This is a genomic window from Thauera carbonicopians (assembly GCF_025699485.1).
In the GTDB taxonomy this organism is placed as follows: Bacteria; Pseudomonadota; Gammaproteobacteria; order Burkholderiales; family Rhodocyclaceae; genus Thauera.
The window spans coordinates 267,885-293,279 of record NZ_JANUXN010000002.1 but is presented as its reverse complement, the minus strand read 5'-3'; the positions used below and the strand labels follow the sequence as shown (position 1 = coordinate 293,279).

Here is a 25,395-nt window from a genome sequence, read left to right as displayed (position 1 = left end):
AAGCGGGGAAGCGAGCATGCAACGCATCGAACACCGCGCCTGCTTCGGCGGCTGGCAGGACGTCTATCGCCACCGCTCCGACGTGCTGGGCTGCGAGATGAACGTCGCCGTCTACCTGCCGCCGCAGGCGACGGGCGGTACGAAGCTGCCGGTGCTGTACTGGCTGTCCGGCCTGACCTGCACCGAGCAGAACTTCATCACCAAGGCCGGTGCACAGCGCTACGCCGCCGAACACGGCCTCATCATCGTCGCGCCGGACACCAGCCCGCGCGGCGACGACGTCGCCGATGCCGACGGCTACGATCTCGGCAAGGGCGCGGGTTTCTACCTCAACGCCACCGAGCAGCCCTGGGCGCAGCATTACCGGATGTACGACTACATCGTCACCGAACTGCCGGCGCTGGTCGAAGCCAGCTTCCCGGCCAGTGACGCGCGCGGCATCAGCGGCCATTCGATGGGCGGGCACGGCGCGCTGAGCATCGCGCTGAAAAACCCCGGCCGCTACCGCAGCGTGTCGGCTTTCTCGCCGATCGTCGCACCGACACAGGTGCCCTGGGGCGAGAAGGTCTTCTCAAACTACCTCGGCGAGAACCGCGAAGCCTGGAAGCAGTACGACAGCGTGGAACTGGTCGCCTCGGCCGGCGAGAAGCTGCTGCTGCTGGTCGATCAGGGCGATGCCGACGAATTCCTCGACGGCCAGCTCAAGCCGCAACTGCTGCAGGCCGCCTGCGAGGCCGCCGGCCATCCGCTGATACTGCGCATGCAGCCGGGCTACGACCACAGCTACTACTTCATCGCCAGCTTCATCGGCGACCACCTGCGCCATCATGCGCAGGCGCTGCTTGGGAACACCGCCGCCAAGTAATTCATAGGAGCGGCCTCAGCCGCGAACAGAGCTGCGATAGCGGCCCTTCCCGATCAGGCCTGCATTCGCGGCTAGGCGCCCCCGGCTCGGCGCCCCCAGCTGAAGCCGCTCCTGCGAGAGCTTGTGCTGTTTGTTCAGAAAAGTAGAGGCGGCCCTCCTCCATGCCCTTCTCCCACGACCTGCCGCCGGTGTCGAACACGACGATCCGCAACGTTCGCCGCGACTTCGGCGAATGGCATCTGGGCCGCCCCTACTACCTGCTGTGGGCGCTGGACGTCGATGCGGCGCCAGTACGCCGGCGCGTGGCCGCGGCCCAGCGACATCTGTCCGGGCTGCTGCTGGACGGCTATCTGCGCCAGCCGCACATCACCGTCGGCCTGTGCGGCTTTCCCAGTCCGGCACCGGTGCACAACGACGACTTCGGCGCCGAACTGCTGCACCGCCAGATCGATGCATTGAAGGGATTGCAGCCCAGGGCCTTCGACATCGAAATCGGCGCGCTGGACGGCTTCAGCTCCGCGCCCTATCTCGCCGTCCATGACGGCGGCCGGCACGTCGAAGGCCTGCATGCCTGCCTGAACCTTGCTCCGCAGTTGCCGGCGCACACCGACTACCGCCCGCACATCACCGTGGGACTGTATGGCGGCACCTGGCCGCTGGATGCCGTCCATGCCCGGCTGGCGGCATTCGCGCCCGCCGACGCGCTGCGGCTGCGCATCACCCGCATCAGCCTGCTCGGCTACGCCAGCGGGGAAATCGGCGGCAAGTTGATCCGCATCGCCGACTACGACTTCGCCCACGCCCGCTGCATCCCTGCGGCGGGCGGCGCGGAGCTGCTGCCCTTTCCCCTGCCCTGACGCGCGCCCTGCCTCAGACGCTGTGGCGCCGGCGATGCTGGCGCGAACCCACTGCGCCATCCGCATCGGCATGGGCGTGGCGCGCAGCAGTCATCTCGGCCAGCACGGCGGCGACCTTGTGGTTCAGCGTGCCTTTGGGGATCACGCCCTTGGCGTCGGGTTCGCCCGCTTCCACGCCGGTCAGCACGCTCATCGCCTCATCGACCGTCTTCACCGCATGGATGTGGAACAGGCCCTGCGCCGCCGCCTGCACCACGTCCTCGCGCAGCATCAGGTGGCGCACGCTGGCCGCGGGGATGACGACGCCGTGGCTGCCGTCCAGTCCGCGCGCCATGCACAGGTCGTAGAAGCCTTCGATCTTCTCGTTGACGCCGCCGATCACCTGCACTTCGCCAAACTGGTTCACCGAACCGGTGATGGCGAAACGCTGCTGGATCGGAATCTGCGTCAGCGCCGACAGCAGCGCACATAGTTCGGCCAGCGACGCCGAATCACCTTCGACCGGCGCATACGACTGCTCGAACACCAGGCTGGCCGACAGCGACATCGGCTGGTGGCGGGCGTAGCGTGCGGCGAGGAAAGCGGACAGGATCAGCACGCCCTTGGAGTGGATGGCGCCGCCCAGTTCGGTCTCGCGCTCGATGTCGACCACGTCGCCTTCGCCCATGCGCACCGTCGCGGTGATCCGCACCGGATGGCCGAAGCGCTCGCCCGCCAGCTCGACCACCACCAGGCCGTTGATCTGGCCGGCGCGCTCGCCGTCGGTGGAGATCAGCGTCGTACCGTCGAGGATGGATTCGCGCACGCGGGACGGGTAGCGGTTGCAGCGCCGCGCGCGTGCTTCGAGCGCAGCCTCAACTTCGGCGCGGCCGGTGGCGGCCAGGCCCTTCAAGCGGGCCTGATGGTCGGCTTCGCGCATCAGGTCGGACAGCGCGCGGGTGTTCAGCGACAGCCGGCCGGCATCCTCGGCCAGGCGCGCGCCCTCCTCCACCAGCCGCGCGACGCCGCTGCGGTCGACCGGCAGCAGCTTGGCGCTGCGCACCAGCAGCGCCATCAGCCGGGCGTACTCGCATTCGTTGTCGGGCGTGCGCGGCAGGTCGTCGTCGAAGTCGGCCGCGACCTTGAACAGGTCGGCGAACTCCGGGTCGTTGTCCATCAGCAGGTAGTAGATGTCGCGGTCGCCGATCAGCACCACTTTCAGCGCGCTCGGCACCGCCTCCGGCTCCAGCGTCAACGCGCCGCTCCAGCCCTGGGCCTCGGCCGGCGGCTCGATGCGGATCTCGCCCGCGCGCAGGCAGCGCTTCAGGCCTTCCCAGGCGTAAGGCTGGGTCAACAGGCGTTCGGCGTCGAGCACCAGGTAGCCGCCGTTGGCGCGGTGCAGTGCACCGGCGCGGATCAGGTTGAAATGGGTGACCTGGTTGCCCTGCTGCACGACGTGTTCGATGCGGCCGATCAGGTTGCCGTAGCCGGGGTTGTTCTCGAACACCACCGGCGCCCCCTGCGAAGCCGAATGATCGACCAGCAGCTTGACCTGGTAGCGCTGGTAACGGGCTGCCTCCTCGGACTCGGTGGCGTCCTCGTCCATCTCGTCGAGCATGGTGCCCCGGATCGCGCTGTCAAGCACATCCTTGTGCACAGCATCCAGAAAGGCGAGCACTTCGGGCAGGTCGGCGTGGGCTTCGCGCACTTCGCGCAGCAGGTGCGACACCGCCGGCCCCAGCACTTCGGTTTCGGCGCGCTCGATCGATTCGCGCACCGCCTTGCGCCAGCCGGGAAAGTCGTTGAGCAGGTCTTCGAGCTTTTCGCTCCAGGCGGTGACGCGCGCCTCGATGGCCTTGCGTTCCTCCTCGGGCAGCGCCTCGAAAGCTTCGGGCGACATCACCTCGCCCTCGCGCGTGGGCGCGAAGACGAAGCCTTCAGGCGTTTGCAGCAGCGAGATCGACTCCGCGCCGCAGGCTTCGCCAAGCTCGCGCAGCGCGCCGTCCTCACGCGCCTTGTGGGCATTCTGCAGCGCCTCGACGCGCTCGCTGTGGGCCTCGCTGTCGAGCGCCGCGCCCAGCGCCGGGCCGAGTTCGCGAATGAAGGTCTGCATGTGGCTGCGCAGCGCGGCGCCGCGGCCGGCCGGCAACGCGAGCAGCCTGGGCTTCAGCGCCTCGTCGAAGTTGTGCAGGTAGCACAGGTCCGGCGGCACCGGTTCGGTCGCCGCGCGTTCGCGCAGCAGGCGGAAGGTGGTGGCATGCTTGCCGCTGCCCGGCTCGCCCAGCACGAACACGTGGTAGCCGCTGTGGCCCATGGCGAGGCCGAACCTGATTGCCTCGACGGCGCGCGCCTGGCCGAGGTCACCGGCGTGGCCGCCGGATGGATCGTCGAGGGATTCAGTGGTGTCGAAGGTGAAGCAGGCTGGGTCGCAATAGGTACGCAGTGCCGATGCCGGCAGGGCCACGGGTTCGGCCATTGTTGTCATTCTCCAGAAGCCGGATTCGATCCGGAGCCGAATGATACACCGTGGCTCGGGCCCGTCCCGGCGGCACTCCCCGGGCGTCGCACCCCGACAGCCTTCCTTGCGCCGCGCTGCGCCACTGCCGATAATCCGCACACTCCGAACAGCGGCCGCACATGAAAGTCATCCCCATCCACGACGCCACGCTCCCCTTGCCGCCCGACAGGGCGGCACAGGCTCCGGCTGACGGTGCCGTATTCGACCGCCGCGGGCGCAGCATGCGCGACCTGCGCATCTCGGTCACCGACCGCTGCAACTTCCGCTGCATCTACTGCATGCCACGCGAAGTGTTCGGCGACGACTACGCCTTCCTGCCGCGGCGCGAGCTGCTCAGCTTCGAGGAAATCCTGCGCGTGGCGCGGCTGTTCGTCGCCCGCGGCGTGCGCAAGATCCGCATCACCGGCGGCGAGCCGCTGCTGCGCAAGCACCTGGAAAACCTCATCGAGATGCTCGCCCGGCTCGACGGCGTCGAGGTCACGCTGACGACCAACGGCGTGCTGCTGCCGAAGATGGCCCGTCGCCTCAGGGACGCCGGTCTGAACCGCGTCACCGTCAGCCTGGATGCGCTCGACGACGCCCTGTTCCGCCGCATGAACGACGCCGACTACCCGGTGGAGAAAGTGCTGGAAGGCATCGCCGCGGCCAGCGATGCCGGCCTCGGCCCGATCAAGATCAACATGGTGGTCAAGCGCGGCACCAACGACGGCGACATCGAGGCGATGGCGGCGCACTTCCGCCACAGCGGCCACATCCTGCGCTTCATCGAGTTCATGGACGTCGGCGCCTCCAACGGCTGGAAGATGGACGAGGTGCTGCCCTCGCGCGAAGTCGTCGCCCGCATCGACCGCCTCCATCCGCTGGAGCCGGTGTCGCCCAACTACACCGGCGAAGTCGCCCAGCGCTGGCGCTACAAGGACGGCGCCGGCGAGATCGGCGTGATCTCGTCGGTGACGCAGGCCTTCTGTTCGTCCTGTACCCGCATCCGGCTGTCGACCGAAGGCAAGCTCTATACCTGCCTGTTCGCCCAGCAGGGCCACGACCTGCGCGGCCTGCTGCGCGCGAACGCGGACGATGCCCGCCTCGACGCCGCGATTGCCCAGGTATGGCAGCAGCGCGAGGACCGCTACTCCGAGATCCGCACCGCCGAGACCGCGGCGCTGCGCAAGATCGAGATGTCCTACATCGGCGGCTGAAACATGGCTCAGCCTCCGTATCCGAAATACCGCGATGCGCGGATCCGTCGATGCCGCGGACGCGCTGGCATTGCAAAATACGAATCCGCCCCAATCTGGAACCGGCTCACTCTCGACGCCCGCGACAGGCCCTCGAGTGCGCGCGCCTCACAACGAATCTGATACCCGACCGGAGAACAACCGATGCGCCAAGCCGAACGCGCCATCTTCGACCTGCGACGCGGCCTCCCCATCCTCGTGCGCGACAACGGCAGCACCACCCTGATCCAGGCCGTCGAAGGCCTGGACGACAAGGCGCTGGCCGAACTGCAGGCGCTCGGCGGCAGCCTGCCCCGTCTCGTGCTGTCCAGCCACCGCATGGCGGCGCTCGGCTTCGGCGACACCGAACAACCGGCCGCCGTCTCGCTGGCCCCGCTGCCCGACAGCAAGGGCCTGCACGAGCTGGCCAGCAGGCGCGATGCCCGCCTGCCTGCCGGCGCCCACCACGCGCCCGCAGGCAAGGCCGACCGGGCGGCGATCCGCCTGCTGTCGCATGCACTGCTGGTGCCCGCCGCCGTCGCCTGCGACGTCACCGCCGCACAGGCCGCGCAGGTGAAAGTCGAAGTGGCGAACGGCAACCTGCTGGTGGTTGATGCCGACATCGCGCTGCAGCTCGGTGCCGGCGGCCCCGGCGCGCTGAACCGCATCAGCGAGGCCCGCGTGCCGCTGGCCGAAGCCGAGCACAGCCGCTTCGTGCTGTTCCGCGAGGCCGACGGCGTCCATGAACACGTCGCCGTCGTCATCGGCGACCCCGCCATGTGGCCGGAGGACGTGCCGGTGCGCCTGCATTCGTCCTGCCTTACCGGCGACCTGTTCGGCAGCCTGCGCTGCGACTGCGGCGAACAGCTGCGCCGCGGCGTGGCCGCGATCAACGCCCAGGGCGGCGGCGTGCTGCTCTACCTGTCGCAGGAAGGGCGCGGCATCGGCCTCGCCAACAAGCTGCGCGCCTACGGCCTGCAGGACGAAGGCCTGGACACCATCGACGCCGACCAGACGATCGGCTTCTCGAAGGACGAGCGCAACTTCCGCGTCGCCCACGAAATGCTGGAGCAGCTCGGCGTCTCGCGCATCCTGCTGCTGACCAACAACCCCAGCAAGGTCGAGGCGCTGCAGCGCGCCGGCATCAAGGTCACCGCGCGGCAGGCGATCTACGGCGAGGTCACCCGGCAGAATCAGCGCTATCTGGCGACCAAGGCCGCACGCCACGGACACTGGCTGCACGATCTGCTCGACGAGCAGGACGAGCCTGCGTCGCAGCAGCCCGAGAGCCTGCCGTCCCCCGAAGCAGCCGCACGCGACTGAAACCGGCACGTCGCCGAAGGGGAGCACGATGACCTCCACTCAGCCTGCCGAGCGCGGCGATGGTGAACCTCCGCCAGCAGGCGACCCCTCGCACAGGTGCCGCATCAGGCCGCTGAATGCCGCGATCGCGGCGGCCTGCCTGCTCGCCGTCTTGGCGCTGTGGCTGATCACGCTGCAGCGGATCGCCTTCGAGCGCGACCAGGCCGTGGCAGCGGCGATGAAGTCCAACTCGAACCTCGCGATCGCCTTCGAGCAACAGGTCTTCCGCACGCTGAAAGCGGCCGAGCAGGTCGCGGTGTTCGTGCGCGACCGCTATCAGCAGCAGGGCCCGGCCGTCGACCTGCGTGAGCTGATCGACCAGCAACTCATCCGCGAAACCTCGTTCAGCATCGTCAGCGTGGTGAGCGAAAACGGCGACATCCTCAGCAGCACCAGCCGCCTGGCCAGCAACGCCATCAACTACGCCGACCGCGAGTTCTTCATCGCCCAGCGCACGCCGGGGGAAGACACGCTGTTCATCAGCCAGCCGGTTCTCGGCCGCGTTTCCAGGCACTGGCAGATTCCGATGTCGCTGCGCATCTCGCGTCCGGACGGCAGCTTCGGCGGCGTCGTCGTGATGTCGGTGCCGCCGACCGATTTCACCGACTTCTATCTCCAAGCCGACCTCGGGCAGCAAGGCCTGCTGGAACTGGGCAAGCTCGATGGCGGAGTGCTGAGCAGAACGACCGGCAGCCACAACGAATTCGGCCTGGACGCCACTTCCCTCGCCTGGTTCCAGCGCCGCCGGGAGCAGTCCGAAGGCGGCTTCGTCGACGACGGCAAGGCCACCGACGGCGTGGCGCGCATCGTCAGCTACCGGACCATGACAGACTACCCCTTGATGGTGACCGTGGGCACGGCCTACGAAGACGAGCTCGCACCGACCCGGCACCGGGAAAACAGCTATCTGCTGATGGCGGGCGGCGCCACGCTGGCGCTGCTGACCTTCGCCTGCCTGCTGATCCTGATGCTGGCACGCCAGCGCAACGCCGTCAGTGCCGTGCGGGCCAGCGAAGCCCTGTTCCGGGCGACCTTCCACCAGGCGGCGATGGGCATCGCCCACATCGCCGCCGACGGGCGCATCATCGGTGCCAACGAAAAATTCTGCCGGATGCTCGGCTACAGCCAGGAAGAGCTGCACACGCGCACGATCTTCGACCTGGGCGACAGGCACGAGGAAGATCGCGTGCGGCAACAGCTTCAGCAAGGCCTGTCGGCGCCGCTCGCGCCATCCTCCCCCGAAATCGAGAAGACCTACCGGCGCAAGGACGGCTCCATCCTCTGGGTCTGCGAAGCGCTCAGCGCGGTCACCGGCGCCGACGGCCGGGCCAGGTTCCTGGTCGCGGTCACGCAGGACATCACCGCCCGCAAGGAACTCGAGGAACGGCTCTCGCACGCGGCCCTGCACGATCCGCTGACCGGCCTGCCCAACCGCCTGATGTTCATGGACCGCTTCGACCAGGTGCTGGAATCGGCGCGCCGCCATGGCGGGCTTGCCGGCATCCTGTACATCGACCTGGACGGCTTCAAGGAGGTCAACGACAAGCTCGGCCACGCGACCGGCGACCGGTTGCTGTGCGAGGTCGGCCGGCGCCTGCAGAGCTGCGTCCGCGCCGAGGACACCGTGGCGCGCTTCGGCGGCGACGAATTCGGCGTCGTGCTGGCCTCGCTGGGCAAGGCTGCAGACTGCGAAGCCGTGGCACGGAAGATCATCGATGCGCTGGCCACGCCCTTCGGCCTGGAAGCCGGAACCGCCATCCGCGTTTCGGCCAGCGTCGGTGCCGCCGTGCATCCGGTACACGGCACCGAGGCCGCCCTCCTGCTGAACCTGGCCGACACGGCGATGTACGTCGCCAAGAACGCCGGCCGGAACCAGTTCCGCTGGGCGCCGGGCAGCCTGCCCGCGCTGCCTTGAAGCCGCCCCAGCCCCCGCTCAGCTCCTGACCGGCCTGACCTTACCTGCCGCCAGCGTGGCGCGCTCGCGCGCCTCGGCCACGTCCGCGCCATTGGCCACCGCCACGCCCATGCGGCGCCTGTCGAAGGCCTCGGGCTTGCCGAACAGGCGCAGGTCGCTGCGCGGCACCGCCAGCGCCTCGGCGACGCCTTCGAAGGCGATGCCGGCTGCGTCCATGCCGCCGTAGATCACCGCCGACGCACCCGGCTCGCACAGCGCCGTATCCACCGGCAGGCCGAGGATGGCGCGGGCGTGCAGCTCGAATTCGGAGAAGCGCTGCGAGCACAGCGTGACCAGGCCGGTGTCGTGCGGCCGCGGGCTCACTTCCGAGAACCACACCTGGTCGCCCTTGACGAAGAGCTCGACACCGAACAGGCCGCGGCCGCCGAGATTGCCCGTGACCGCCTCGGCGATGCGGCGCGACTCGGCCAGCGCCACCGCGCTCATCGGCTGCGGCTGCCAGGATTCGACGTAGTCGCCCGCCACCTGGCGATGGCCGATCGGTTCGCAGAAATGCGTCCTGACTTCGCCGTCCGGGTCACGTGCGCGCACCGTCAGCAGCGTGATCTCGTAGTCGAAGTCGACGAAGCCCTCGACGATCACCCGCCCCTGGTTCACCCGCCCGCCGGACGCGGCGTAGTCCCAGGCCTTCGCCACGTCGTCCGGCCCGCGCAGCGTCGATTGGCCCTTGCCCGACGAGGACATCACCGGCTTGACGATGCAGGGATAGCCGATGCCGCCGTCGATGGCGGCCTGCAGCGCTTCGAGCGAATCGGCGAAATGGTAGGGCGACGTGGGCAGGCCCAGTTCCTCGGCGGCGAGGCGGCGGATGCCCTCGCGATTCATCGTCAGTTGCGCGGCACGTGCGGTGGGAATGACTTCGGCCAGGCCGGCAGCCTCGATCTCGGCCAGCATGTCGGTGGCGATGGCCTCGATCTCGGGCACGATCAGGTGCGGGCGCTCGGCCTCGACCAGGGCACGCAGCGCAGCACCGTCGGTCATCGGCATCACGTGGGCGCGATGCGCCACCTGGTGGCCCGGCGCGTCGGCGTAGCGGTCGACCGCGATCACCTCGACACCGAGGCGCTGCAGCGCAATGGCGACTTCCTTGCCCAGTTCGCCGGCGCCGAGCAGCATCACGCGCAGCGCGCTGGACGACAAGGGGGTACCCAGCTTCATGCAATCACTCCTTGAAATGGGAATCGCGGCGCGGAACGGGGACGGGGCCGCGGAGTGCGCATGGTAATACGGCAGGCGCCGGTTTCGTTCCCGCTCAGCTCGCCTCGGCCTCCGCCGGGCGTTCGTAGCGGTAGAGCAAGGTGTCGCATGCCGTGCAGGACACGATGCGGCGCGTATCCTTCCCGGAGCCGAGACCCTCGTCCTTCAGTTCGGTCTTGCCGCAGGCGTGGCAGCTCGGCTCGGCTTTGCCGTGCACGGCGAGAAAGTCCTGGCGCAGCGGCAGGGCGCGCTTCTGCCTCTCCTTGCGCTGGTGTGCGTACAACAGCAGCCACATGAAGAAGAACAAGCCCATCAGGAACAGCATCGGCACGAATTTGGACATGGGCATCAGCCTCGCAACGCAAAAAGCGGGAAATTCCAGTCTAGGCAGGCCGGCCGGGCCTGTACCTGTCAGGGATCAAGTGCGGGAACTGACCGCCGCGTCGGCCGCGGGTTCCAACTCGTCGAAGCGCGCCGACTCGATCTTGTGGAAATGGGCGCTGATCTTGCGGCTGGAAGTCTGCACGTCCTGCACGTCGCGGCTGGCCTGCTCGATGTGGCGCGCCAGCGCCGCCATGCGCTCGTCGAAGCGCTGGAAATCCTTCGCCAGCTTGCCCAGCGCATCCTGGATGACGTGGATCTGCTTGCGCGTCTCGACGTCCTTCAGCACCGCGCGCGCGGTGTTGAGCACCGCCATCAGCGTGGTCGGCGACACGATCCACACCCGCCGCTGCTGCGCATGGGCGACGATCTCGGGGTGGTAGGCATGGACTTCGGCGAACACCGCTTCGGCCGGCAGGAACATCACCGCGCCATCCGACGTCGTGCCGGGCAGGATGTACTTGCCGGCGATGGCGTCAACGTGGCGCTTGAGATCGACGCGGAAGGCACGCTGCGCGGCATCCCGCTCCGCCGGCCCGGCGGCGTCGAACATGCGGTGATAGTTCTCCAGCGGAAACTTGGCATCCACGGCGATGCTGCCGGTCGGCTCCGGCAGACTCAGCAGGCAATCGACGCGCGTGCCGTTGGGCAGCACCTGCTGGAAGGAAAAGGCCTCGGGCGGCAGCATGTTGCGCACCAGGGCCTCGAGCTGCACTTCGCCGAAGGCGCCGCGTGCGCGCTTGTCGCCGAGCAGTTCCTGCAGGCTGACGACATTGGTGGTGAGGCCGTCGATCTTCTTCTGCGCCTCGTCGATCGTCGCCAGCCGGGCCATCACATTGGCAAAGGTCTCGTTGGTCTTGCGGAAACCTTCGTCGAGCCGCTGGTTGACCTGGCCCGACAAGGTGTCCAGGCGCCCGTCCACGCTCTGCGTCAGCGCCTGCATGCCGCGCGACAGCTGCATCGACGCCGCGCTCAGGCCGCGCTGCAGCAGTTCGCGGTCGGCGCGCGCATGCTCGCCGATGCGGTCGGTCTGGCGCGCCATGCCTTCGTGCAGGTCGCGCAGGATCTCGCGGTGCTGGGCGCCGAGCTGCTGCTCCATCGCCTGTTCCAGATAGTCCGCGGCACGCTGCGGCAGGTCCCGCTCGATGCCGTGCAGGCGCACCAGCGCCCACACCAGCAGCAGCGCGACGCCGCCCAGCGCCGCCAGCAGCAGTTCGGTTTCATTCATCATCGGCATATCGACCGGCACTCTACCGAACAATGCCGCCTATCGTCGGCAGCAGCAGCGCTCGCCGCATTGTAGAATTGCGTTTTCACCTCAAGGTCCCCGCTCCCGCCATGGCAGCCTTCATCACTGAAAAAATCCTCTCGGTCCATCACTGGAACGACACCCTGTTCTCCTTCACCACGACACGGGACCGCGCATTGCGGTTCGAGAACGGCCAATTCGTGATGATCGGCCTGGAAGTGAACGGACGGCCGCTGATGCGCGCCTATTCGATCGCCAGCCCCAACTACGAGGAAACGCTCGAATTCCTCAGCATCAAGGTGCAGGACGGCCCGCTCACCTCGCGCCTGCAGCACCTGCAGCCGGGCGACAGCCTGCTGGTTTCGCGCAAGCCGACCGGCACCCTGGTGCTGCACGACCTGAATCCCGGCAAGCACCTCTACCTGTTCTCCACCGGCACCGGCCTGGCGCCCTTCATGAGCGTGATCCGCGACCTCGACGTCTACGACCACTTCGAGAAGGTCGTCCTGATCCACGGCGTGCGCTACGTCAGCGAACTGGCCTACAACCACTACATCACCCACGAACTGCCCCAACACGAATTCCTCGGCGAGGCCATCAGCGAAAAGCTGATCTACTACCCCACGGTCACCCGCGAACCCTATCGCAACCAGGGCCGCCTGACGACGCTGATCGAAAGCGGCAAGCTGTTCGAGGACATCGGCCTGCCGCCGCTGGACCCGGCGGTGGACCGCGTGATGATCTGCGGCAGCGCGGCGATGCTGAAGGATTCCCGCGACCTGCTCGACCGCCGCGGCTTCAAGGTGTCGAAGCGGATCGGCGAGCCGGGCGACTACGTCATCGAACACGCCTTCGTCGAGAAATAAGCTCACGGAGCCGCGTCAGGCCAGCGCACGCAGGCTGGCCAGCGGCGGCCGCGACAGCAGCCGGCGGGTGCCCAGCCAGCCGCCGGCGACGACACCCGCCGCGCCCAGCAGCACCGCCACCACCACCGGCAGCAGCGCCGGTACGTAGGCCATCTTGAACACCTGCTCGGCCAGTACCCAGCCGATCGCGCTGGCACCGATGCCGGCGAGCACGCCGGCCACGCCGCCGAGCACGAGGAATTCCGCCAGCAGCGCCTGCCGCACCTGGCGGTTGCGTGCCCCGAGGGTGCGCAGCATCGCCAGCTCGTATTCACGCTCGTCGTGGGTGGCCTGCAGCGCCGCGTACAGCACCACCAGACCGGCCAGCACCGCAAAGCCGAACACGAACTGCACGATGACGATCAGCTTGTCGGTCATCGCCTGCACCTGCGCCAGCACCGCGGCGATGTCGATCACCGACAGATTGGGGAAAGCGCCGACCAGCCGGGTGGTGAAATCGTGGTTGGCGGCCGGCAGATGGAAGCTGGTGATCAGGCTGGCGGGGTAGTCCTCCAGCAGCCCTTCGGAGGCGATGAAGAAGAAGTTCACCCGCATCGAATCCCAGTCGAGCTTGCGCACGCTGCTGATCGGCGCCTCGACGCGCTCGCCGGCGATCTCGAAAGTCACGCGGTCGCCCAGCTTCAGGCCGAAGGTCTGCGCCAGCCCCGCCTCCACCGAAAACTGCGGCGTGCGCTCGCCGCCATGCCAGCGGCCGGCCTGCACTTCGTTGCCGCCGGGCAGCCGGGCCGAATAGGACAGGTTGAACTCGCGCTCGGCCAGGCGCCGGGTGCGCTCGTCCTCGTAGCGCTCGAGCTCGACCGGCTCGCCGTTGATCGCCACCATGCGGCCGCGGATCATCGGCTGGATGTCGGGCACGACCATCCCTTCGGCGGCGAACAGCTCGGCCACGCCGGCACGCTGGTCGGGCTGGATGTTGATGACGAAACGGTTGGGCGCATCCGGCGACGCCATCGCGCGCCAGTTGTCGAGCAGATCGGCACGCACCAGGGTCAGCAGCAGCAGCGCCGTCATGCCCAGGCCGAGCGCCGCGGCCTGGATCACGCTGCCGCCCATGCGCCGGCCGAGCGCGGCAATGCCGTAGCGCCAGCCGCCGCCGCGCAGGCTGCCCTGCCCCTTCAGGCTGCCCGCCAGCTTCAGCACCCACCAGGCCGCCAGCGCGAACACGCCCAGCGCGACTGCGAAGCCGGCCGCCACCATCGCTCCCAGCCGGGCATCGGCGGCGATCCAGAAGATCAGGCCGAGCAGCGCGACCAGCCCCAGCGCCCAGGCCGTGCCCGACAGCGGCTCGGCCAGGTCGAACTCGCGCCGCAGCACGCGCAGGGTGCTGACCCTGCCCAGGCGCAGCAACTGCGGCAGCACGAAGCCGGCCAGCAGCGCCATGCCGACCACCACGCCGTGCGCCAGCGGCAGCAGCGAAGGCGCCGGCAGCTCGGTGGCGAGGATCTCGCGCAGGCCGCCCGCCAGCCCCCATTGCACCGACCAGCCCAGCGCCGTGCCGGCCACCGCGGCGGCGAGGCCGAACAGCAGGAATTCACCGACGACCACGCCCAGCACCTGCGCCTGGCTGGCACCCAGCACCCGCATCACCGCGCAGCCGTCGAGGTGACGGGCCATGAAGCGCCGCGCCGACAGGCCGACCGCGACCGCGGCGAGGATCACCGCCAGCAGCGCGGCGAGGCGCAGGAAGCGCTGCGCCTGGTCGAGCGCCGAGCGCACTTCGGGGCGGGCGTTTTCCACCGTCTCGACGCGCTGGCCACGGCCCAGGTTGGCGTCCGCCCACTTCTCGTAGGCTTCGACTGCCTGCGGCGTGCCCGCCACGTGCAGGCGCCAGGTGGCGCGGCTGCCTTCGACGATCAGGCCGGTGGCGTCCAGGTCCTCCAGGTTGAAGATCGCGCGCGGCAGCAGGCTGAAGAAGTTGGCGCCGCGGTCGGATTCGAACGTCACCATCGCGCCGACGCGGAACTCGACTTCGCCGAGGCCGACCCGGTCGCCCACCGCGATACCCAGCTCGGCGAACAGGCGTTCGTCGAGCCAGACTTCGCCTTGTGCCGGCACCCGCCCGGCGACTTCGTCCGGCTGGTTGGGGCCGGCTGCGATGCGGATCGCGCCGCGCAGCGGGTAGCCGTCCTCGACGACCTTGACACCCGCCAGCACCGCCGCCTCTTCGGTGCTCGCCATGCTGGTGAACAACACCGTCTCGGCGGTCTGCAAACTGCGATCGCGCGCTTCGCCGGCGACCTCCGCCGGCCACGGCCGGTCGGCGCGCAGCAACAGGTCGCCGCCCAGCAACTGGTTGGCCTCGCGGTCCAGCGCGCGGCCGACGCGGTCGGCCAGGAAGCCGACGCTGGTCAGGCTGGCCACGGCGATGACGATCGCCAGCCCGAGCAGGTGCAGTTCGCCCGCGCGCAGGTCGCGCAACATCATGCGGAAAGCCAGGCGCAGCGTCTTCATCGGTTCCTCCGTCGGCCTCAGCGCGACGCCGCCAGCAGGGTGCGCGCCAACTGGCACCAGTAGGCGACACCGGTCGGCAGCACCTCGTCGTTGAAGTCGTAATGGGGATTGTGCAGCGTGCAGCCGCCCTCGCCCGGCCCGTTGCCGATCCAGACATAGGCACCGGGCCTCTCCTGCAGGAAGTAGGCGAAGTCTTCCGCGCCCATGCTCGGGCGGCGGTCGGTGAACACCCGCTCCGGACCGACCACCGCGCGCGCCGCCTCGGCACACAGCGCGGCTTCGTCGGCGGTGTTGATCGTCGGCGGGTAGCCCCGCCGGTATTCGAAGGCAAGCTGCACGCCATGGCTGGCGGCGATGCCTTCGGCGACCTGGCGCAGGCCGCGCTCCAGGCGGTCGCGCACCTCCGCCGCGAAAGTGCGCACCGTGCCGCACAGCTCGGCGCGGTCGGGAATGACGTTGTAGGCCTCGCCGGCATGGAACTGGGTCACCGACACCACGCCAGCGTCGATCGGATCGAGCCTGCGGCTGACCAGGGTCTGCGCCGCCTGCACGAAAGCCGCGCCGGCGACCACCGGGTCCACGCCCAGGTGGGGCATCGCCGCGTGCGCGCCGACACCGGTGAAGCGGATGTCGAAGCGGTCGGCGCTGGCCATCACCGGGCCACTGTGGATGGCGAAGCTTCCCGCCTCCATGCCCGGCCAGTTGTGCATACCTAATACGGCCTCCATCGGAAAGCGGTCGAACAGGCCGTCGGCGATCATCGCCGGTGCGCCGCCCTCGCCTTCCTCGGCGGGCTGGAAGATCAGATACACCGTGCCGTCGAAGTCCTTGCGCGTCGCCAGCGCCTCGGCGGCGCCGAGCAGCATCGTGGTGTGGCCGTCGTGGCCACAGGCGTGCATGCAGCCCTGTATGGTGGATTTGTGCGCAAAAGTGTTGCGCTCGGTGATCGGCAACGCATCCATGTCGGCGCGCAGGCCGATCGCGCGCAGGCTGCGGCCACCGCGCACGACGCCGACCACGCCGGTGCCGCCGATGCCGCGATGGGTCTCGATGCCGAGCGCTTCGAGATGGCGGGCGACGAGTTCGGCGGTGCGGTGCTCCTCGAACGCGAGTTCGGGGTGGGCGTGGATGTCGCGCCGGATGGCGGTGAGTTTGCCGTGCAGGGGACGGACGGATTCGATGACGCTCATGGCTGCACCGTGCGGAAGTCCATTGGGGGAGAGAGTGTATTCTGCCTCAGCGCACCGCTGGCAGCGGAATCTCGTCGCTGCGCCGGGCGCCGGCGGCAAAGGCGCGGCAATCGTCGAGGAAGCGGCGGATGGCCGCGCTGTGGTACTTGCCGCGGTGCCAGGCGAAGCAGAAATGCCGTTTCAGATCCAGTTCGGGGGTTTCGAGCGGCACCAGACTGCCTCGGCGAAAGGCGTCGCGCAGCGACAGCCGCGACAGGCAGCCCAGCCCCAGCCCACTTTCCACCGCACGCTTGACCGCTTCGGTGTGCTCCAGTTCCAGCCGGGGCAATACACCGCCCGGCCAGTGGCGCAAAGCCTGGTCGAAAGTCTCGCGCGTGCCGGAACCGAGCTCCCGCAGGATCCAGGGTTCGTAGGCGATCTCGCTGAACGCCACCGTCTTGCGCCCGGCCAGGCGATGGCCCGGCGCGCAGAACACCACCAGTTCGTCCTCGACCCACTGTTCCGTTTCCAGTTCGCGGTCGACCACCAGGCCTTCCATCAAGCCGAGGTCGATCTCGTAGCGCGCCAGCATCGCGGTGATGGTGGCGGTATTGCGCACTTCGAGCTTGACCCGGCTTTCCGGGTGGCGTTGCAGGAACTCGGAGACGATCAGCGGCAGCAGGTAGTTGCCGATCGTCAGCGTGGCACCGACGCGCAGGCTGCCCAGGCCGCGTTCGCCGCGCAGCAGCGCATCCATTTCCTCGGCGCGGTCGAGCAGTTCGACCGCGCGCGGCAACAGCAGCCTGCCCTGCTCGTTGAGACGCAGACGCTTGCCGTGGCGGTCGAACAACTGCTGGTCGAACTGGCCCTCGAGCTCGGCCAGCGCCGCGCTGGTGGCGGACTGCGACAGGCTCAGCACTTCCGCCGCGCGCGACACGTTGTCGTTGCTGGCGATGGCGACGAAGACCTGGATCTGGCGCAAGGTGAATCGCATATCTAATTTACAGGTAACTCATATGAAGATTATCCACTAAACAAGTAAGCCAGCGCATCTAGAATGCAGCCCATTTCCATTCGCCCAGCAAGAGCGCCCGCCATGAGCAACCTGCTTACCGAACGTGTCATCAGCGTCCATCACTGGAACGATTCGCTGTTCAGCTTCCGCACCACCCGCGACCCGGGCCTGCGCTTCGAGAATGGCCAGTTCGTGATGATCGGGCTGGACGTCGATGGCAAGCCGCTGACTCGCGCCTATTCGATCGCCAGCCCCAACTACGAGGAGCATCTCGAGTTCTTCAGCATCAAGGTGCAGGACGGCCCGCTGACCTCGCGCCTGCAGCACCTGCGCGAAGGCGATCCGGTCATCGTCAGCAAGAAGCCCACCGGTACGCTGGTGCTGCACGACCTGAATCCCGGCAAGCACCTCTACCTGCTCGCCACCGGCACCGGCCTGGCCCCCTTCCTGAGCGTGATCCAGGACCCGGAGACCTACGAGCGCTTCGAGAAAGTGGTGCTGATCCACGGCGTGCGCTTCGTCTCCGAGCTCGCCTACACCGACTTCATCACCCAGGAACTGCCGCAGAACGAGTTCTTCGGCGAGCAGGTCCGCAAGCAGCTGACCTATTACCCCACCGTCACCCGCGAGCCCTTCCGCAACACCGGCCGCATCACCCATCTGGTCGAATCCGGCAAGCTGTTCACCGACATCGGCCTGCCGCCGCTGGACCCCGCGGTGGACCGCGTGATGATCTGCGGCAGCCAGGCGATGAACGCGGACAGCTGCGCCATGCTCGACGCCCGCGGCTTCAAGATGTCGCCGCGCATCGGCCAGCCGGGCGACTACGTGATCGAGCGCGCCTTCGTCGAGAAATAAACCCGCAAACTTTTTCAAGCATGCGGGGCTCCAACTCCTCCCAACCCCTTCCGGAGCCTCGCATGTCTTCTTCCATCCACGACATCGAAGTCGAACGCCTGGCCGGCGGCTCCACCACGCTGGGTGAATACGCCGGCAAGGTGCTGCTGATCGTCAATACCGCCAGCCAGTGCGGCCTCACCCCGCATTACGCCGGACTCGAGAAGCTGTACCGGACCTACGAGGACCGCGGCTTGGTGGTGCTCGGTTTTCCGTGCAACCAGTTCGGCGCGCAGGAACCGGGCAGCGCCGAGGAAATCGGCGCCTTCTGCGAGAAGAACTACGGCGTCAGCTTTCCGATGTTCGCCAAGATCGACGTCAACTGCGACGGCGCCCATCCACTGTACGTCTGGCTGAAGCAGCACGCCAAGGGCATCCTCGGCACCGAAGCGATCAAGTGGAACTTCACCAAGTTCCTCGTCAGCCGCGACGGCCAGCGCATCGAGCGCTACGCACCGACGACCACGCCCGAGGAGTTGGTGCAGGACATCGAAGCCATGCTGGCTGAAGCACAGGGCTGAAAAACAAATCCCGTCCCCGCAAGAGCGCGTCGGAGCGGCCTCAGCCGCGAACACGGCCGTGGAAGCCGCATCGCAGCCCTGTTCGCGGCTCGGCGCCCCCGGCTAAAGCACTCCTCGCACGGAGAAAGCTGGAGGACGGCAGCACTTCGCTCCAGCCTGCAAGAGATGAGGCCACATGAAGCCTCCCCTCCAGGATGCCAGCGCCGCGCCGCTCGGGTAGACTGCCGCCTTTTCGCCCGACCCCAACCGTCTGCGAGGTAAGCAATTGGCCCAGTACGTCATGTCGATGCTGCGCGTGAGCAAGATCGTTCCGCCCAAGCGCCAGATCATCAAGGATATTTCGCTCTCCTTCTTCCCCGGCGCCAAGATCGGCCTGCTCGGCCTCAACGGCTCGGGCAAGTCCACCGTGCTGCGCATCATGGCCGGGGTGGACAAGGAATACGACGGTGAGGTGCAGTGGCTCGCCGGCCAGCGCATCGGCTACCTGCCGCAGGAGCCCGAGCTCGACCCGGCCAAGACGGTGAAGGAAGAAGTCGAGTCCGCGCTGGGCGAGATCATGGAGGCGCGCCAGAAGCTGGAGGAGGTCTACGCCGCCTACGCCGAACCGGACGCCGACTTCGACAAGCTGGCCGAGGAACAGGCGAAGTACGAGAACATCCTCGCCACCGCCGGCAGCGACATCGAGCACCAGATGGAAATCGCCGCCGACGCACTGCGCCTGCCGCCGTGGGAAGCCGTCATCGGCAATCTGTCCGGCGGCGAGAAGCGCCGCGTCGCGCTGTGCAAGCTGCTGCTGTCCAAGCCGGACATGCTGCTGCTGGACGAACCGACCAACCACCTCGACGCCGAATCGGTCGAGTGGCTGGAGCAGTTCCTGACCCGCTTCCCCGGCACCGTGGTGGCCGTCACCCACGACCGCTACTTCCTCGACAACGCCGCCGAGTGGATCCTCGAACTCGACCGCGGCCACGGCATCCCGTGGAAGGGCAACTATTCGTCCTGGCTGGAGCAGAAGGGCGAACGGCTGGCGCAGGAAGCCAAGCAGGAAGCCGCGCACCAGAAGGCGATGAAGCAGGAGCTGGAATGGGCGCGCTCCAACCCGAAGGCGCGCCAGGCCAAGTCCAAGGCCCGCCTGGCCCGCTACGAGGAAATGGCCAGCGTCGAATACCAGCGCCGCAACGAGACGCAGGAAATCTTCATCCCGCCCGGCGAGCGCCTCGGCGACAAGGTCATCGAGTTCGACAAGGTCAGCAAGGCCTTCGGCGACAAGCTGCTGATGGACGATGTCAGCTTCAGCATCCCGCCGGGTGCCATCGTCGGCATCATCGGCCCCAACGGCGCGGGTAAATCGACGCTGTTCAGGATGATCGAAGGCCGCGACACGCCGGATTCCGGCAGCGTCGAGATCGGCCAGACGGTGAAGATCGCCGCGGTCGACCAGAGCCGCGAAGGCCTGGCCAACGACAAGACGGTGTTCGACGCCATCGCCGACGGTGCCGACGTGCTGACCGTGGGCCGCTTCGAGATGCCGAGCCGCGCCTACATCGGCCGCTTCAACTTCAAGGGCGGCGACCAGCAGAAGATCGTCGGCAAGCTGTCCGGCGGCGAGCGCGGCCGCCTGCACCTGGCCAAGACCCTGATCCAGGGCGGCAACGTGCTGCTGCTGGACGAACCGTCCAACGACCTCGACGTCGAGACTCTGCGCGCGCTGGAAGACGCGCTGCTGGAATTCGCCGGCTGCGCGCTGGTGATCAGCCACGACCGCTGGTTCCTGGACCGCATCTGCACCCACATCCTGGCGGCAGAAGGCGATTCGCAATGGACCTTCTTCGCCGGCAACTACCAGGAATACGAGGAAGACAAGAAGAAGCGCCTGGGCGAGGAAGGCGCCAAGCCGAAGCGGATCCGCTACAAGCCGATCGCGCGCTGATCCAGGTGAACCGCGGCGCAGGCGGCGGTGCCGCCGCTCAGCGCCTGGTTTCCGCCATCTGCAGGATCAGCAGCGCCAGCCGCCTGCGCAGGGCGCTGCGCCGTGCCCCTGCCTCCAGGCCCGCGATCTCGCTGCGCAGCCGGGCGATCTCCTTGCGCAAGCCGATCTCCGGCGGGCAGAAACCGGCGTTGCGCAAGATCGTGTTGACCATGCGCTGCTCCGCCGGCACCAGCGCCTCGTCGTCGAACGCCAGCGGCTTTCCTGCGCCCGGCAGGTGATCGAAGTCGCCGCGGCGCAGGGCATCGGCAATGCGCTGCTCGGCGAGAATGTCGTAGATCGACGCCAAGATCAGGGCCCTGTCGCGGCACCGTAGGCATGGGCCTTCAGCGTGTCGAGATCGACGACTTGCAGCGCGGCTTCGTGGGTCGCCTCCAGCACCACCGGCGGCGCCGCACCGGCCTGCCAGGCCTCCTTCCAGCGCATCGCGCACAGGCACCAACGATCTCCCGCCTTGAGTCCGGCGAAACGATACTCGGGTCTCGGCGTGGACAGGTCGTTGCCGACGCTGCGCGAAAAACGGAGAAATTCGTCGGTGACGCGGACGCAGACGACGTGGCGGCCCAGGTCGTCCGCACCCGTCTCGCAGCAACCGGTACGAAAGAAGCCCGTCAGCGGAGCATAGCTGCAGGCGAGCAAGGGCCCGCCCAATACGTTTTTCGAAGTGTTCATGCCTGTTCAGATGCTTCCATGCTGATATTCCGGCAGCAAGCATATCCTTGCCCCGGTACGCGGGCAGGATAGGGTTTCCCTTCCGGAATGCGCCTGCCCGATACGCATTTCCGATTAGATTACATTCGCATTTGCGACTGCATGGCGATTGCTGTTATTTTAGTCCTTTTACGAAATCTGTCGGATTCCTTGCTCATGGCGCGCAACACTGACTCCAATCGCGAATTCATCAGTACCGCCCAAGCCGCTCGCCAACTCGGCCTGTCGCTCGGAGCCGTTCAGCAGATGGTCGAAAGCGGTGCGCTGGCCGGCTGGAAGACGGCCGGCGGCCACCGTCGCATCCGCCAGGACTCGGTCGACGCCCTGCTCGCCCGCAGCCAACAGGGCAGCACGCCTGCCCGCCAGCGCAACGAAGGCAACAAGCTCCGCGTGGTGGTGGTCGAGGACGACAGCCTGCTGCAGACGCTCTACCGCGAGACTTTCGCCAGTTGGCCGATCGACATCGAGTTGTGCGTGCTCGACCACGGCCTCGATGCCCTGGTCGAACTCGGCCGGCAGCCGCCCGACCTGCTGATCGCCGACCTGCGCATGCCGGGTCTGGACGGTTTCGAGATGATCCGCCGCCTTCGCGAGAATCCGGTCGCCAGCGAAACGGCGATCGTCGTCGTCTCTGCCTTGACCGCCGACGAGATCGAGGCCGAAGGCGGCCTGCCCGAAGACGTGACCGTCTATCGCAAGCCCGTGCCCTTCCATCAGTTGCAGGGCTACATGCAGGCCCTGGTCGCCCGGCACAAGCGCATACGCTGATTCCTTCGCGTCAGCGGGTTCGCCTATGCGCATTCTGTCCCTGGTCGAGGCGCTGAGCCTGCGCGCAAAGCTGATCGCGATCTTCGTCGCGATCAAGGTCGTTCCGCTGCTGCTGCTCGCGCTCTTCGCCTGGGGCGCCACCAGCGATCTGGCCCGGCGCGTCACCTACCGCGTGGTCTCGATGTCGGATGCGATGCGCGAAACCCAGCGCATCACCGGCAAGACGGCAATCGACGACGCCATCGAGGCGCTCGACAACCGTTCGCGCGAAGCCATCGAGGAGCTCACCACCGGCATCGCCCACGAAGTCGCGCAATTCCTTTACGACCGGGACCAGGACATTCGCCGGGCAGCCGCCATCGAACCCACGGCGGCCCGCTACCGGCGCTTCATCGACAACCACCACCGCCTCCTCGAGGATCACGGTGCCTACCGGCCGAGCGATGACGGCAAGGGCTGGGTCGAAGTCGATCCCCCTGAGCCGGACCTCCGGCTGGTGCGGGCTCCCCTGCCGGACAACGCGCACAACCTCCACTATCGCGCCCCCAGCACCGCTGCCAAGGTCCAGCCGCGTCCGCTGTTCCTCGAGATCACCTTCATCGGGCTCGACGGCGTCGAGCAAGTCAAGCAGTTGAGCGCCAGCGGAGCGCGCCTGCTGTCACCCGAACTGCGCGACATCAGCCGCCCCGAGAACACTTTCGTGCGCGCCGAGCGCTACTGGCCGGCGCTGAAAGCACTCCAGCCCGGCGAAATCCACGTCTCGGACGTGATCGGCGCCCAGGTCCGGACCCAATGGATCGGCCCGTATACGCCCGCGGCTGCGAGCGAGCAGCAACGGCCCTTCACCCCCGAGCAGTCCGGCTACGCCGGCCTGGAAAACCCCGTCGGCAAACGCTTCGAAGGCCTCATCCGCTGGGCGACACCGGTCGTGCAGGACGGCAGCATCATCGGCTACGTCACGCTCGCGCTCGACCATGCGCATCTGATGGCCTTCACCGACCACGTGCGCCCCACTGCCGCGCGGCGCGCATCGATCGCGGACCCGGAATCGGGCAACTACGCCTTCATGTGGGACTACCTGGGACGCAACGTCTCGCACGCCCGCGACTACTTCATCCACGGCGTCGATCCCGACACCGGCCAGCCGGCCCCGCCGCTGCTGGACACCGAGCTGTACGACGAATGGCAGGCCAGCGGCCTGCCCTGGCACGCATTCGCGCTGCGCGTCGAACCCTATCGCGACCAGCGCCTGACGCGCGAGGCCCACCCGGCATCGGTCGCGTCCGGCTGGGTTTCGCTGGACTGCCGCTACCTCAACTTCTCGCCGCAGTGCCGCGGCTGGCACGACCTGACCGAACACGGCGGCTCGGGCTCGTTCAGCATCTTTTTCAGCGGCCTGAGCAAGCTCACCACGGTGGCGACGATTCCCTACTACACCGGCAATTACGGCAGGACGCCACGCGGCTTCGGCTACGTCACGATCGGCGCCAACGTCGATGAATTCCATCGCGCCGCCACCGAATCCGGGCGCCGCATCGCCGACATGATCGCGCTGGCCGACCGGAAGACCCGCGACGAACGCGACGCGCTGATCGCCGACATCCACCACAACCTGCACCAGACCACCATCGGCATCACGATGTCCACGCTGCTGATGATCGCCGCCGTGATCCTGATCGCGATCTGGATGGCCCACCTGCTGACGCGGCGTATCACCAACGTCATCGGCGGCATCTACCGCTTCCAGCACGGCGACCTCGATCACCGACTGAAGGTCCGCGGCCAGGACGAGATGGCCCAGTTGAACCATTCCTTCAACCGCATGGCCGATGCCGTGCAGGCATCGATCGTACGCCTCGAGGACGCCCGCCGCACCGCCGAGCAGGCCAACCGCATGAAGAGCGAGTTCCTCGCCAACATGTCGCACGAGCTGCGCACGCCGCTCAACGGCATCATCGGCCTGGCCGAAGTGCTCAGCCTCGAGACCGCCGACGACGAGATGCGCGAGCATGCGGAAACCATCCGCGACAGCGGCCAGCACCTGATGGCGGTGCTCAACGACGTGCTCGACCTGGCCAAGATCGAGGCCAACCGCCTCGTGCTCGACGTGCAGCACGTCGCCATCACCCCCCTGCTGTCGACCATCGCCGCGCTGCACCGCGTCAGCACCAGCGCCAAGGGGGTCGAACTGGTCACCGAACTGCCCGACACCGCCTGCGAGGTCGACGCGGATCCGGTCCGCCTGCGCCAGATCATCGACAACCTGCTCTCCAACGCGGTGAAGTTCACCCACGAAGGCCGTATTACAATCCGCGTCCGCGAACAGAATTCGCATATCATGATCACCGTCGCCGACTCGGGCATCGGCATTCCGGCAAACGAACTGCCGCACATCTTCGAGCCTTTCTACCAGGCGGAGAACTTCCTGACACGGCGCCATCGCGGCACCGGCCTGGGCCTGTCCCTGGCGCGCCAGATGACGGAAATGATGGGCGGCAGGCTCGACGTCGAATCGACACCGGGCGCCGGCTCGGCATTCACCGTGACCCTGCCCCGTAAAGCCGCATCGAGCGAGGCACGCAGCACATCATGAACATCTCGACACAGCTTGCTTTCGTCACCGACGACAACGACATCAACCTCAAGGTCGCCAACGCCCTGCTCAACCGGCTCGGCTGGACGGTCGAAACCTTCGACAGCGCGCCCGCCATGCTGGCACGGCTGGAAGATATCCAGCCGGCGGCGATACTGCTCGACATCTCGATGCCGAACATGGGCGGCGAAACCGCCTGCGCACTGATCCGCGCCCGGCCGGAATGGCAGGGCATCCGCATCATCGCCTACACTGCGCATGCCATGACCGAAGACGCCGAGCGCTTTCTGAGTGGCGGTTTCGATGCCACCCTGATCAAGCCGATCACCTTCGCATCGCTGACGCAGGCGATCGGCAGCCCGGAGCGGGATTGAATGCAGGCCTCTCCATACGCCCACTTCGATCCCCAGGCCCTGCTCGCCGACCTGTTCGACAATCACGAGATCGTCCGCACGGTGCTCGCCGCCTTCGGCGATTGGCGCAGCACCGCCGAGGGTGAACTCCGCGCCGCGGCCGAAGCCGGCGACGCGCCGCAGCTCGCGCGCACCACCCATGCACTGCGCGGCACGCTGGCACAGATCCGCGCCACCGCAGGGGCGGACATGGCCAGAGCGCTCGAACTGCGCTGCAAGTCCCCTGCAGCCGGTTTCGTGCCGGGGCCGTCCGACATCGATACGCTGCTGCAGGAACTCGGCGCTGTCGCCGGAGAAGTCGCCGACTATCTCGAACGCGACTGAGTCGCGGATTCGCCCGAACCCCG

The 25,395-nt window shown here is 67.7% G+C and carries 22 protein-coding genes; 13 read left to right on the top strand and 9 right to left on the bottom strand.

All coding sequences use genetic code 11. The features are described 5' to 3' along the window. Positions 1–16 precede the first annotated feature (16 nt). A complete protein-coding gene (gene fghA, locus NX068_RS03920) occupies positions 17–865 on the top strand; it encodes an S-formylglutathione hydrolase (RefSeq protein ID WP_263459980.1) in 849 nt (282 codons plus the stop codon). Between the two features lie 161 nt (positions 866–1,026). Continuing rightward, a complete protein-coding gene (locus NX068_RS03915; RefSeq protein WP_263459979.1) occupies positions 1,027–1,722 on the top strand; it encodes a 2'-5' RNA ligase family protein in 696 nt (231 codons plus the stop codon). A 13-nt stretch (positions 1,723–1,735) separates the two neighbouring features. Here NX068_RS03915 and NX068_RS03910 read toward each other — a convergent pair whose 3' ends face one another. After that, positions 1,736–4,177 carry a Lon protease family protein gene (locus NX068_RS03910; protein ID WP_263459978.1) on the bottom strand — a complete coding sequence of 814 codons (2,442 nt, stop codon included), beginning with the start codon at positions 4,175–4,177 and terminating at the stop codon, positions 1,736–1,738. A gap of 161 nt (positions 4,178–4,338) precedes the next feature. On the opposite strand from NX068_RS03910, the gene moaA reads away from it, so the two are divergent. The 3 genes from moaA (at position 4,339) to NX068_RS03895 (ending at position 8,710) form a co-directional block, all read left to right on the top strand. Beyond that, positions 4,339–5,415, top strand: coding sequence for a GTP 3',8-cyclase MoaA (moaA, locus tag NX068_RS03905; RefSeq protein ID WP_263459977.1), 1,077 nt, complete (start codon positions 4,339–4,341; stop codon positions 5,413–5,415). A 183-nt stretch (positions 5,416–5,598) separates the two neighbouring features. Further along, positions 5,599–6,756: a GTP cyclohydrolase II RibA gene (gene ribA / locus NX068_RS03900; RefSeq protein ID WP_263459976.1), complete on the top strand. Its 1,158-nt coding sequence runs from the start codon at positions 5,599–5,601 to the stop codon at positions 6,754–6,756. A gap of 28 nt (positions 6,757–6,784) precedes the next feature. Continuing rightward, on the top strand, positions 6,785–8,710 hold the full coding sequence (locus NX068_RS03895; RefSeq protein WP_263459975.1) for a bifunctional diguanylate cyclase/phosphodiesterase: 1,926 nt from the start codon (positions 6,785–6,787) through the stop codon (positions 8,708–8,710). Between the two features lie 18 nt (positions 8,711–8,728). Here NX068_RS03895 and purT read toward each other — a convergent pair whose 3' ends face one another. The 3 genes from purT to NX068_RS03880 all read right to left on the bottom strand — a co-directional run bounded on the left by purT (position 8,729) and on the right by NX068_RS03880 (position 11,576). Continuing rightward, positions 8,729–9,928 carry a formate-dependent phosphoribosylglycinamide formyltransferase gene (purT, locus tag NX068_RS03890; protein WP_263459974.1) on the bottom strand — a complete coding sequence of 400 codons (1,200 nt, stop codon included), beginning with the start codon at positions 9,926–9,928 and terminating at the stop codon, positions 8,729–8,731. A 94-nt stretch (positions 9,929–10,022) separates the two neighbouring features. Next, positions 10,023–10,310: a hypothetical protein gene (locus NX068_RS03885; protein WP_263459973.1), complete on the bottom strand. Its 288-nt coding sequence runs from the start codon at positions 10,308–10,310 to the stop codon at positions 10,023–10,025. A gap of 75 nt (positions 10,311–10,385) precedes the next feature. Then, the gene (locus NX068_RS03880) at positions 10,386–11,576 is read right to left on the bottom strand and encodes a DNA recombination protein RmuC (protein WP_442806687.1); all 1,191 of its coding nucleotides are present in this window, start codon (positions 11,574–11,576) and stop codon (positions 10,386–10,388) included. A gap of 110 nt (positions 11,577–11,686) precedes the next feature. Here NX068_RS03880 and NX068_RS03875 point away from each other — a divergent pair, with 110 nt between their 5' ends. Further along, a complete protein-coding gene (locus NX068_RS03875) occupies positions 11,687–12,463 on the top strand; it encodes a ferredoxin--NADP reductase (protein ID WP_263459971.1) in 777 nt (258 codons plus the stop codon). A 15-nt stretch (positions 12,464–12,478) separates the two neighbouring features. Here the strand turns inward: NX068_RS03875 and NX068_RS03870 are convergent, their stop codons facing one another. From NX068_RS03870 to NX068_RS03860, 3 genes are read right to left on the bottom strand one after another with little or no spacing between them, the layout of a single operon-like run. Then, a complete protein-coding gene (locus tag NX068_RS03870) occupies positions 12,479–14,974 on the bottom strand; it encodes an ABC transporter permease (protein WP_263459970.1) in 2,496 nt (831 codons plus the stop codon). Positions 14,975–14,991: 17 nt separating this feature from the next. Continuing rightward, complete coding sequence (locus NX068_RS03865; RefSeq protein WP_263459969.1) at positions 14,992–16,164, bottom strand: M20 aminoacylase family protein; 1,173 nt, start codon at positions 16,162–16,164, stop codon at positions 14,992–14,994. Positions 16,165–16,210: 46 nt separating this feature from the next. Further along, positions 16,211–17,137: a LysR family transcriptional regulator gene (locus tag NX068_RS03860; protein WP_263459968.1), complete on the bottom strand. Its 927-nt coding sequence runs from the start codon at positions 17,135–17,137 to the stop codon at positions 16,211–16,213. 102 nt (positions 17,138–17,239) lie between these two features. Here NX068_RS03860 and NX068_RS03855 point away from each other — a divergent pair, with 102 nt between their 5' ends. From NX068_RS03855 to ettA, 3 genes are all read left to right on the top strand, one after another. Next, complete coding sequence (locus NX068_RS03855; protein ID WP_263459967.1) at positions 17,240–18,016, top strand: ferredoxin--NADP reductase; 777 nt, start codon at positions 17,240–17,242, stop codon at positions 18,014–18,016. A gap of 62 nt (positions 18,017–18,078) precedes the next feature. Then, entirely contained in the window at positions 18,079–18,576 is a 498-nt protein-coding gene (locus NX068_RS03850) for a glutathione peroxidase (RefSeq protein ID WP_263459966.1), read from the top strand. A 265-nt stretch (positions 18,577–18,841) separates the two neighbouring features. Then, on the top strand, positions 18,842–20,506 hold the full coding sequence (gene ettA / locus NX068_RS03845) for an energy-dependent translational throttle protein EttA (RefSeq protein ID WP_263459965.1): 1,665 nt from the start codon (positions 18,842–18,844) through the stop codon (positions 20,504–20,506). A gap of 37 nt (positions 20,507–20,543) precedes the next feature. On the opposite strand, the gene NX068_RS03840 is transcribed toward ettA, so the two are convergent. Together NX068_RS03840 and NX068_RS03835 are read right to left on the bottom strand one after the other, a co-directional pair. After that, on the bottom strand, positions 20,544–20,852 hold the full coding sequence (locus tag NX068_RS03840) for a DnaJ family domain-containing protein (protein WP_263459964.1): 309 nt from the start codon (positions 20,850–20,852) through the stop codon (positions 20,544–20,546). A 2-nt stretch (positions 20,853–20,854) separates the two neighbouring features. Then, entirely contained in the window at positions 20,855–21,235 is a 381-nt protein-coding gene (locus NX068_RS03835) for a DUF2237 family protein (RefSeq protein ID WP_263459963.1), read from the bottom strand. 195 nt (positions 21,236–21,430) lie between these two features. Between NX068_RS03835 and NX068_RS03830 the strand changes: the two genes are divergently transcribed. From NX068_RS03830 to NX068_RS03815, 4 genes are read left to right on the top strand one after another with little or no spacing between them, the layout of a single operon-like run. Continuing rightward, the gene (locus tag NX068_RS03830) at positions 21,431–22,042 is read left to right on the top strand and encodes a response regulator (RefSeq protein WP_263459962.1); all 612 of its coding nucleotides are present in this window, start codon (positions 21,431–21,433) and stop codon (positions 22,040–22,042) included. A gap of 25 nt (positions 22,043–22,067) precedes the next feature. Continuing rightward, complete coding sequence (locus NX068_RS03825; protein WP_263459961.1) at positions 22,068–24,635, top strand: sensor histidine kinase; 2,568 nt, start codon at positions 22,068–22,070, stop codon at positions 24,633–24,635. After that, entirely contained in the window at positions 24,632–25,009 is a 378-nt protein-coding gene (locus NX068_RS03820) for a response regulator (protein ID WP_263459960.1), read from the top strand. The genes NX068_RS03825 and NX068_RS03820 overlap by 4 nt, the downstream gene beginning before the upstream one ends. Then, positions 25,010–25,372 carry an Hpt domain-containing protein gene (locus NX068_RS03815; protein WP_263459959.1) on the top strand — a complete coding sequence of 121 codons (363 nt, stop codon included), beginning with the start codon at positions 25,010–25,012 and terminating at the stop codon, positions 25,370–25,372. Positions 25,373–25,395 lie beyond the last annotated feature (23 nt).

Coding starts and splice junctions, on each gene's coding strand:
- NX068_RS03825 (WP_263459961.1), top strand. CDS start 22,068: ATGCGCATTCTGTCCCTGGTCGAGGCGCTGAGCCTGCGCGCAAAGCTG.
- ribA (WP_263459976.1), top strand. CDS start 5,599: ATGCGCCAAGCCGAACGCGCCATCTTCGACCTGCGACGCGGCCTCCCC.
- NX068_RS03895 (WP_263459975.1), top strand. CDS start 6,785: ATGACCTCCACTCAGCCTGCCGAGCGCGGCGATGGTGAACCTCCGCCA.
- fghA (WP_263459980.1), top strand. CDS start 17: ATGCAACGCATCGAACACCGCGCCTGCTTCGGCGGCTGGCAGGACGTC.
- NX068_RS03910 (WP_263459978.1), bottom strand. CDS start 4,177: ATGGCCGAACCCGTGGCCCTGCCGGCATCGGCACTGCGTACCTATTGC.
- NX068_RS03915 (WP_263459979.1), top strand. CDS start 1,027: ATGCCCTTCTCCCACGACCTGCCGCCGGTGTCGAACACGACGATCCGC.
- moaA (WP_263459977.1), top strand. CDS start 4,339: ATGAAAGTCATCCCCATCCACGACGCCACGCTCCCCTTGCCGCCCGAC.
- NX068_RS03880 (WP_442806687.1), bottom strand. CDS start 11,576: ATGAATGAAACCGAACTGCTGCTGGCGGCGCTGGGCGGCGTCGCGCTG.
- purT (WP_263459974.1), bottom strand. CDS start 9,928: ATGAAGCTGGGTACCCCCTTGTCGTCCAGCGCGCTGCGCGTGATGCTG.
- NX068_RS03855 (WP_263459967.1), top strand. CDS start 17,240: ATGAGCAACCTGCTTACCGAACGTGTCATCAGCGTCCATCACTGGAAC.
- NX068_RS03830 (WP_263459962.1), top strand. CDS start 21,431: ATGGCGCGCAACACTGACTCCAATCGCGAATTCATCAGTACCGCCCAA.
- NX068_RS03885 (WP_263459973.1), bottom strand. CDS start 10,310: ATGTCCAAATTCGTGCCGATGCTGTTCCTGATGGGCTTGTTCTTCTTC.
- NX068_RS03875 (WP_263459971.1), top strand. CDS start 11,687: ATGGCAGCCTTCATCACTGAAAAAATCCTCTCGGTCCATCACTGGAAC.
- NX068_RS03870 (WP_263459970.1), bottom strand. CDS start 14,974: ATGAAGACGCTGCGCCTGGCTTTCCGCATGATGTTGCGCGACCTGCGC.
- NX068_RS03820 (WP_263459960.1), top strand. CDS start 24,632: ATGAACATCTCGACACAGCTTGCTTTCGTCACCGACGACAACGACATC.
- NX068_RS03860 (WP_263459968.1), bottom strand. CDS start 17,137: ATGCGATTCACCTTGCGCCAGATCCAGGTCTTCGTCGCCATCGCCAGC.
- NX068_RS03865 (WP_263459969.1), bottom strand. CDS start 16,164: ATGAGCGTCATCGAATCCGTCCGTCCCCTGCACGGCAAACTCACCGCC.
- NX068_RS03850 (WP_263459966.1), top strand. CDS start 18,079: ATGTCTTCTTCCATCCACGACATCGAAGTCGAACGCCTGGCCGGCGGC.
- NX068_RS03815 (WP_263459959.1), top strand. CDS start 25,010: ATGCAGGCCTCTCCATACGCCCACTTCGATCCCCAGGCCCTGCTCGCC.
- NX068_RS03835 (WP_263459963.1), bottom strand. CDS start 21,235: ATGAACACTTCGAAAAACGTATTGGGCGGGCCCTTGCTCGCCTGCAGC.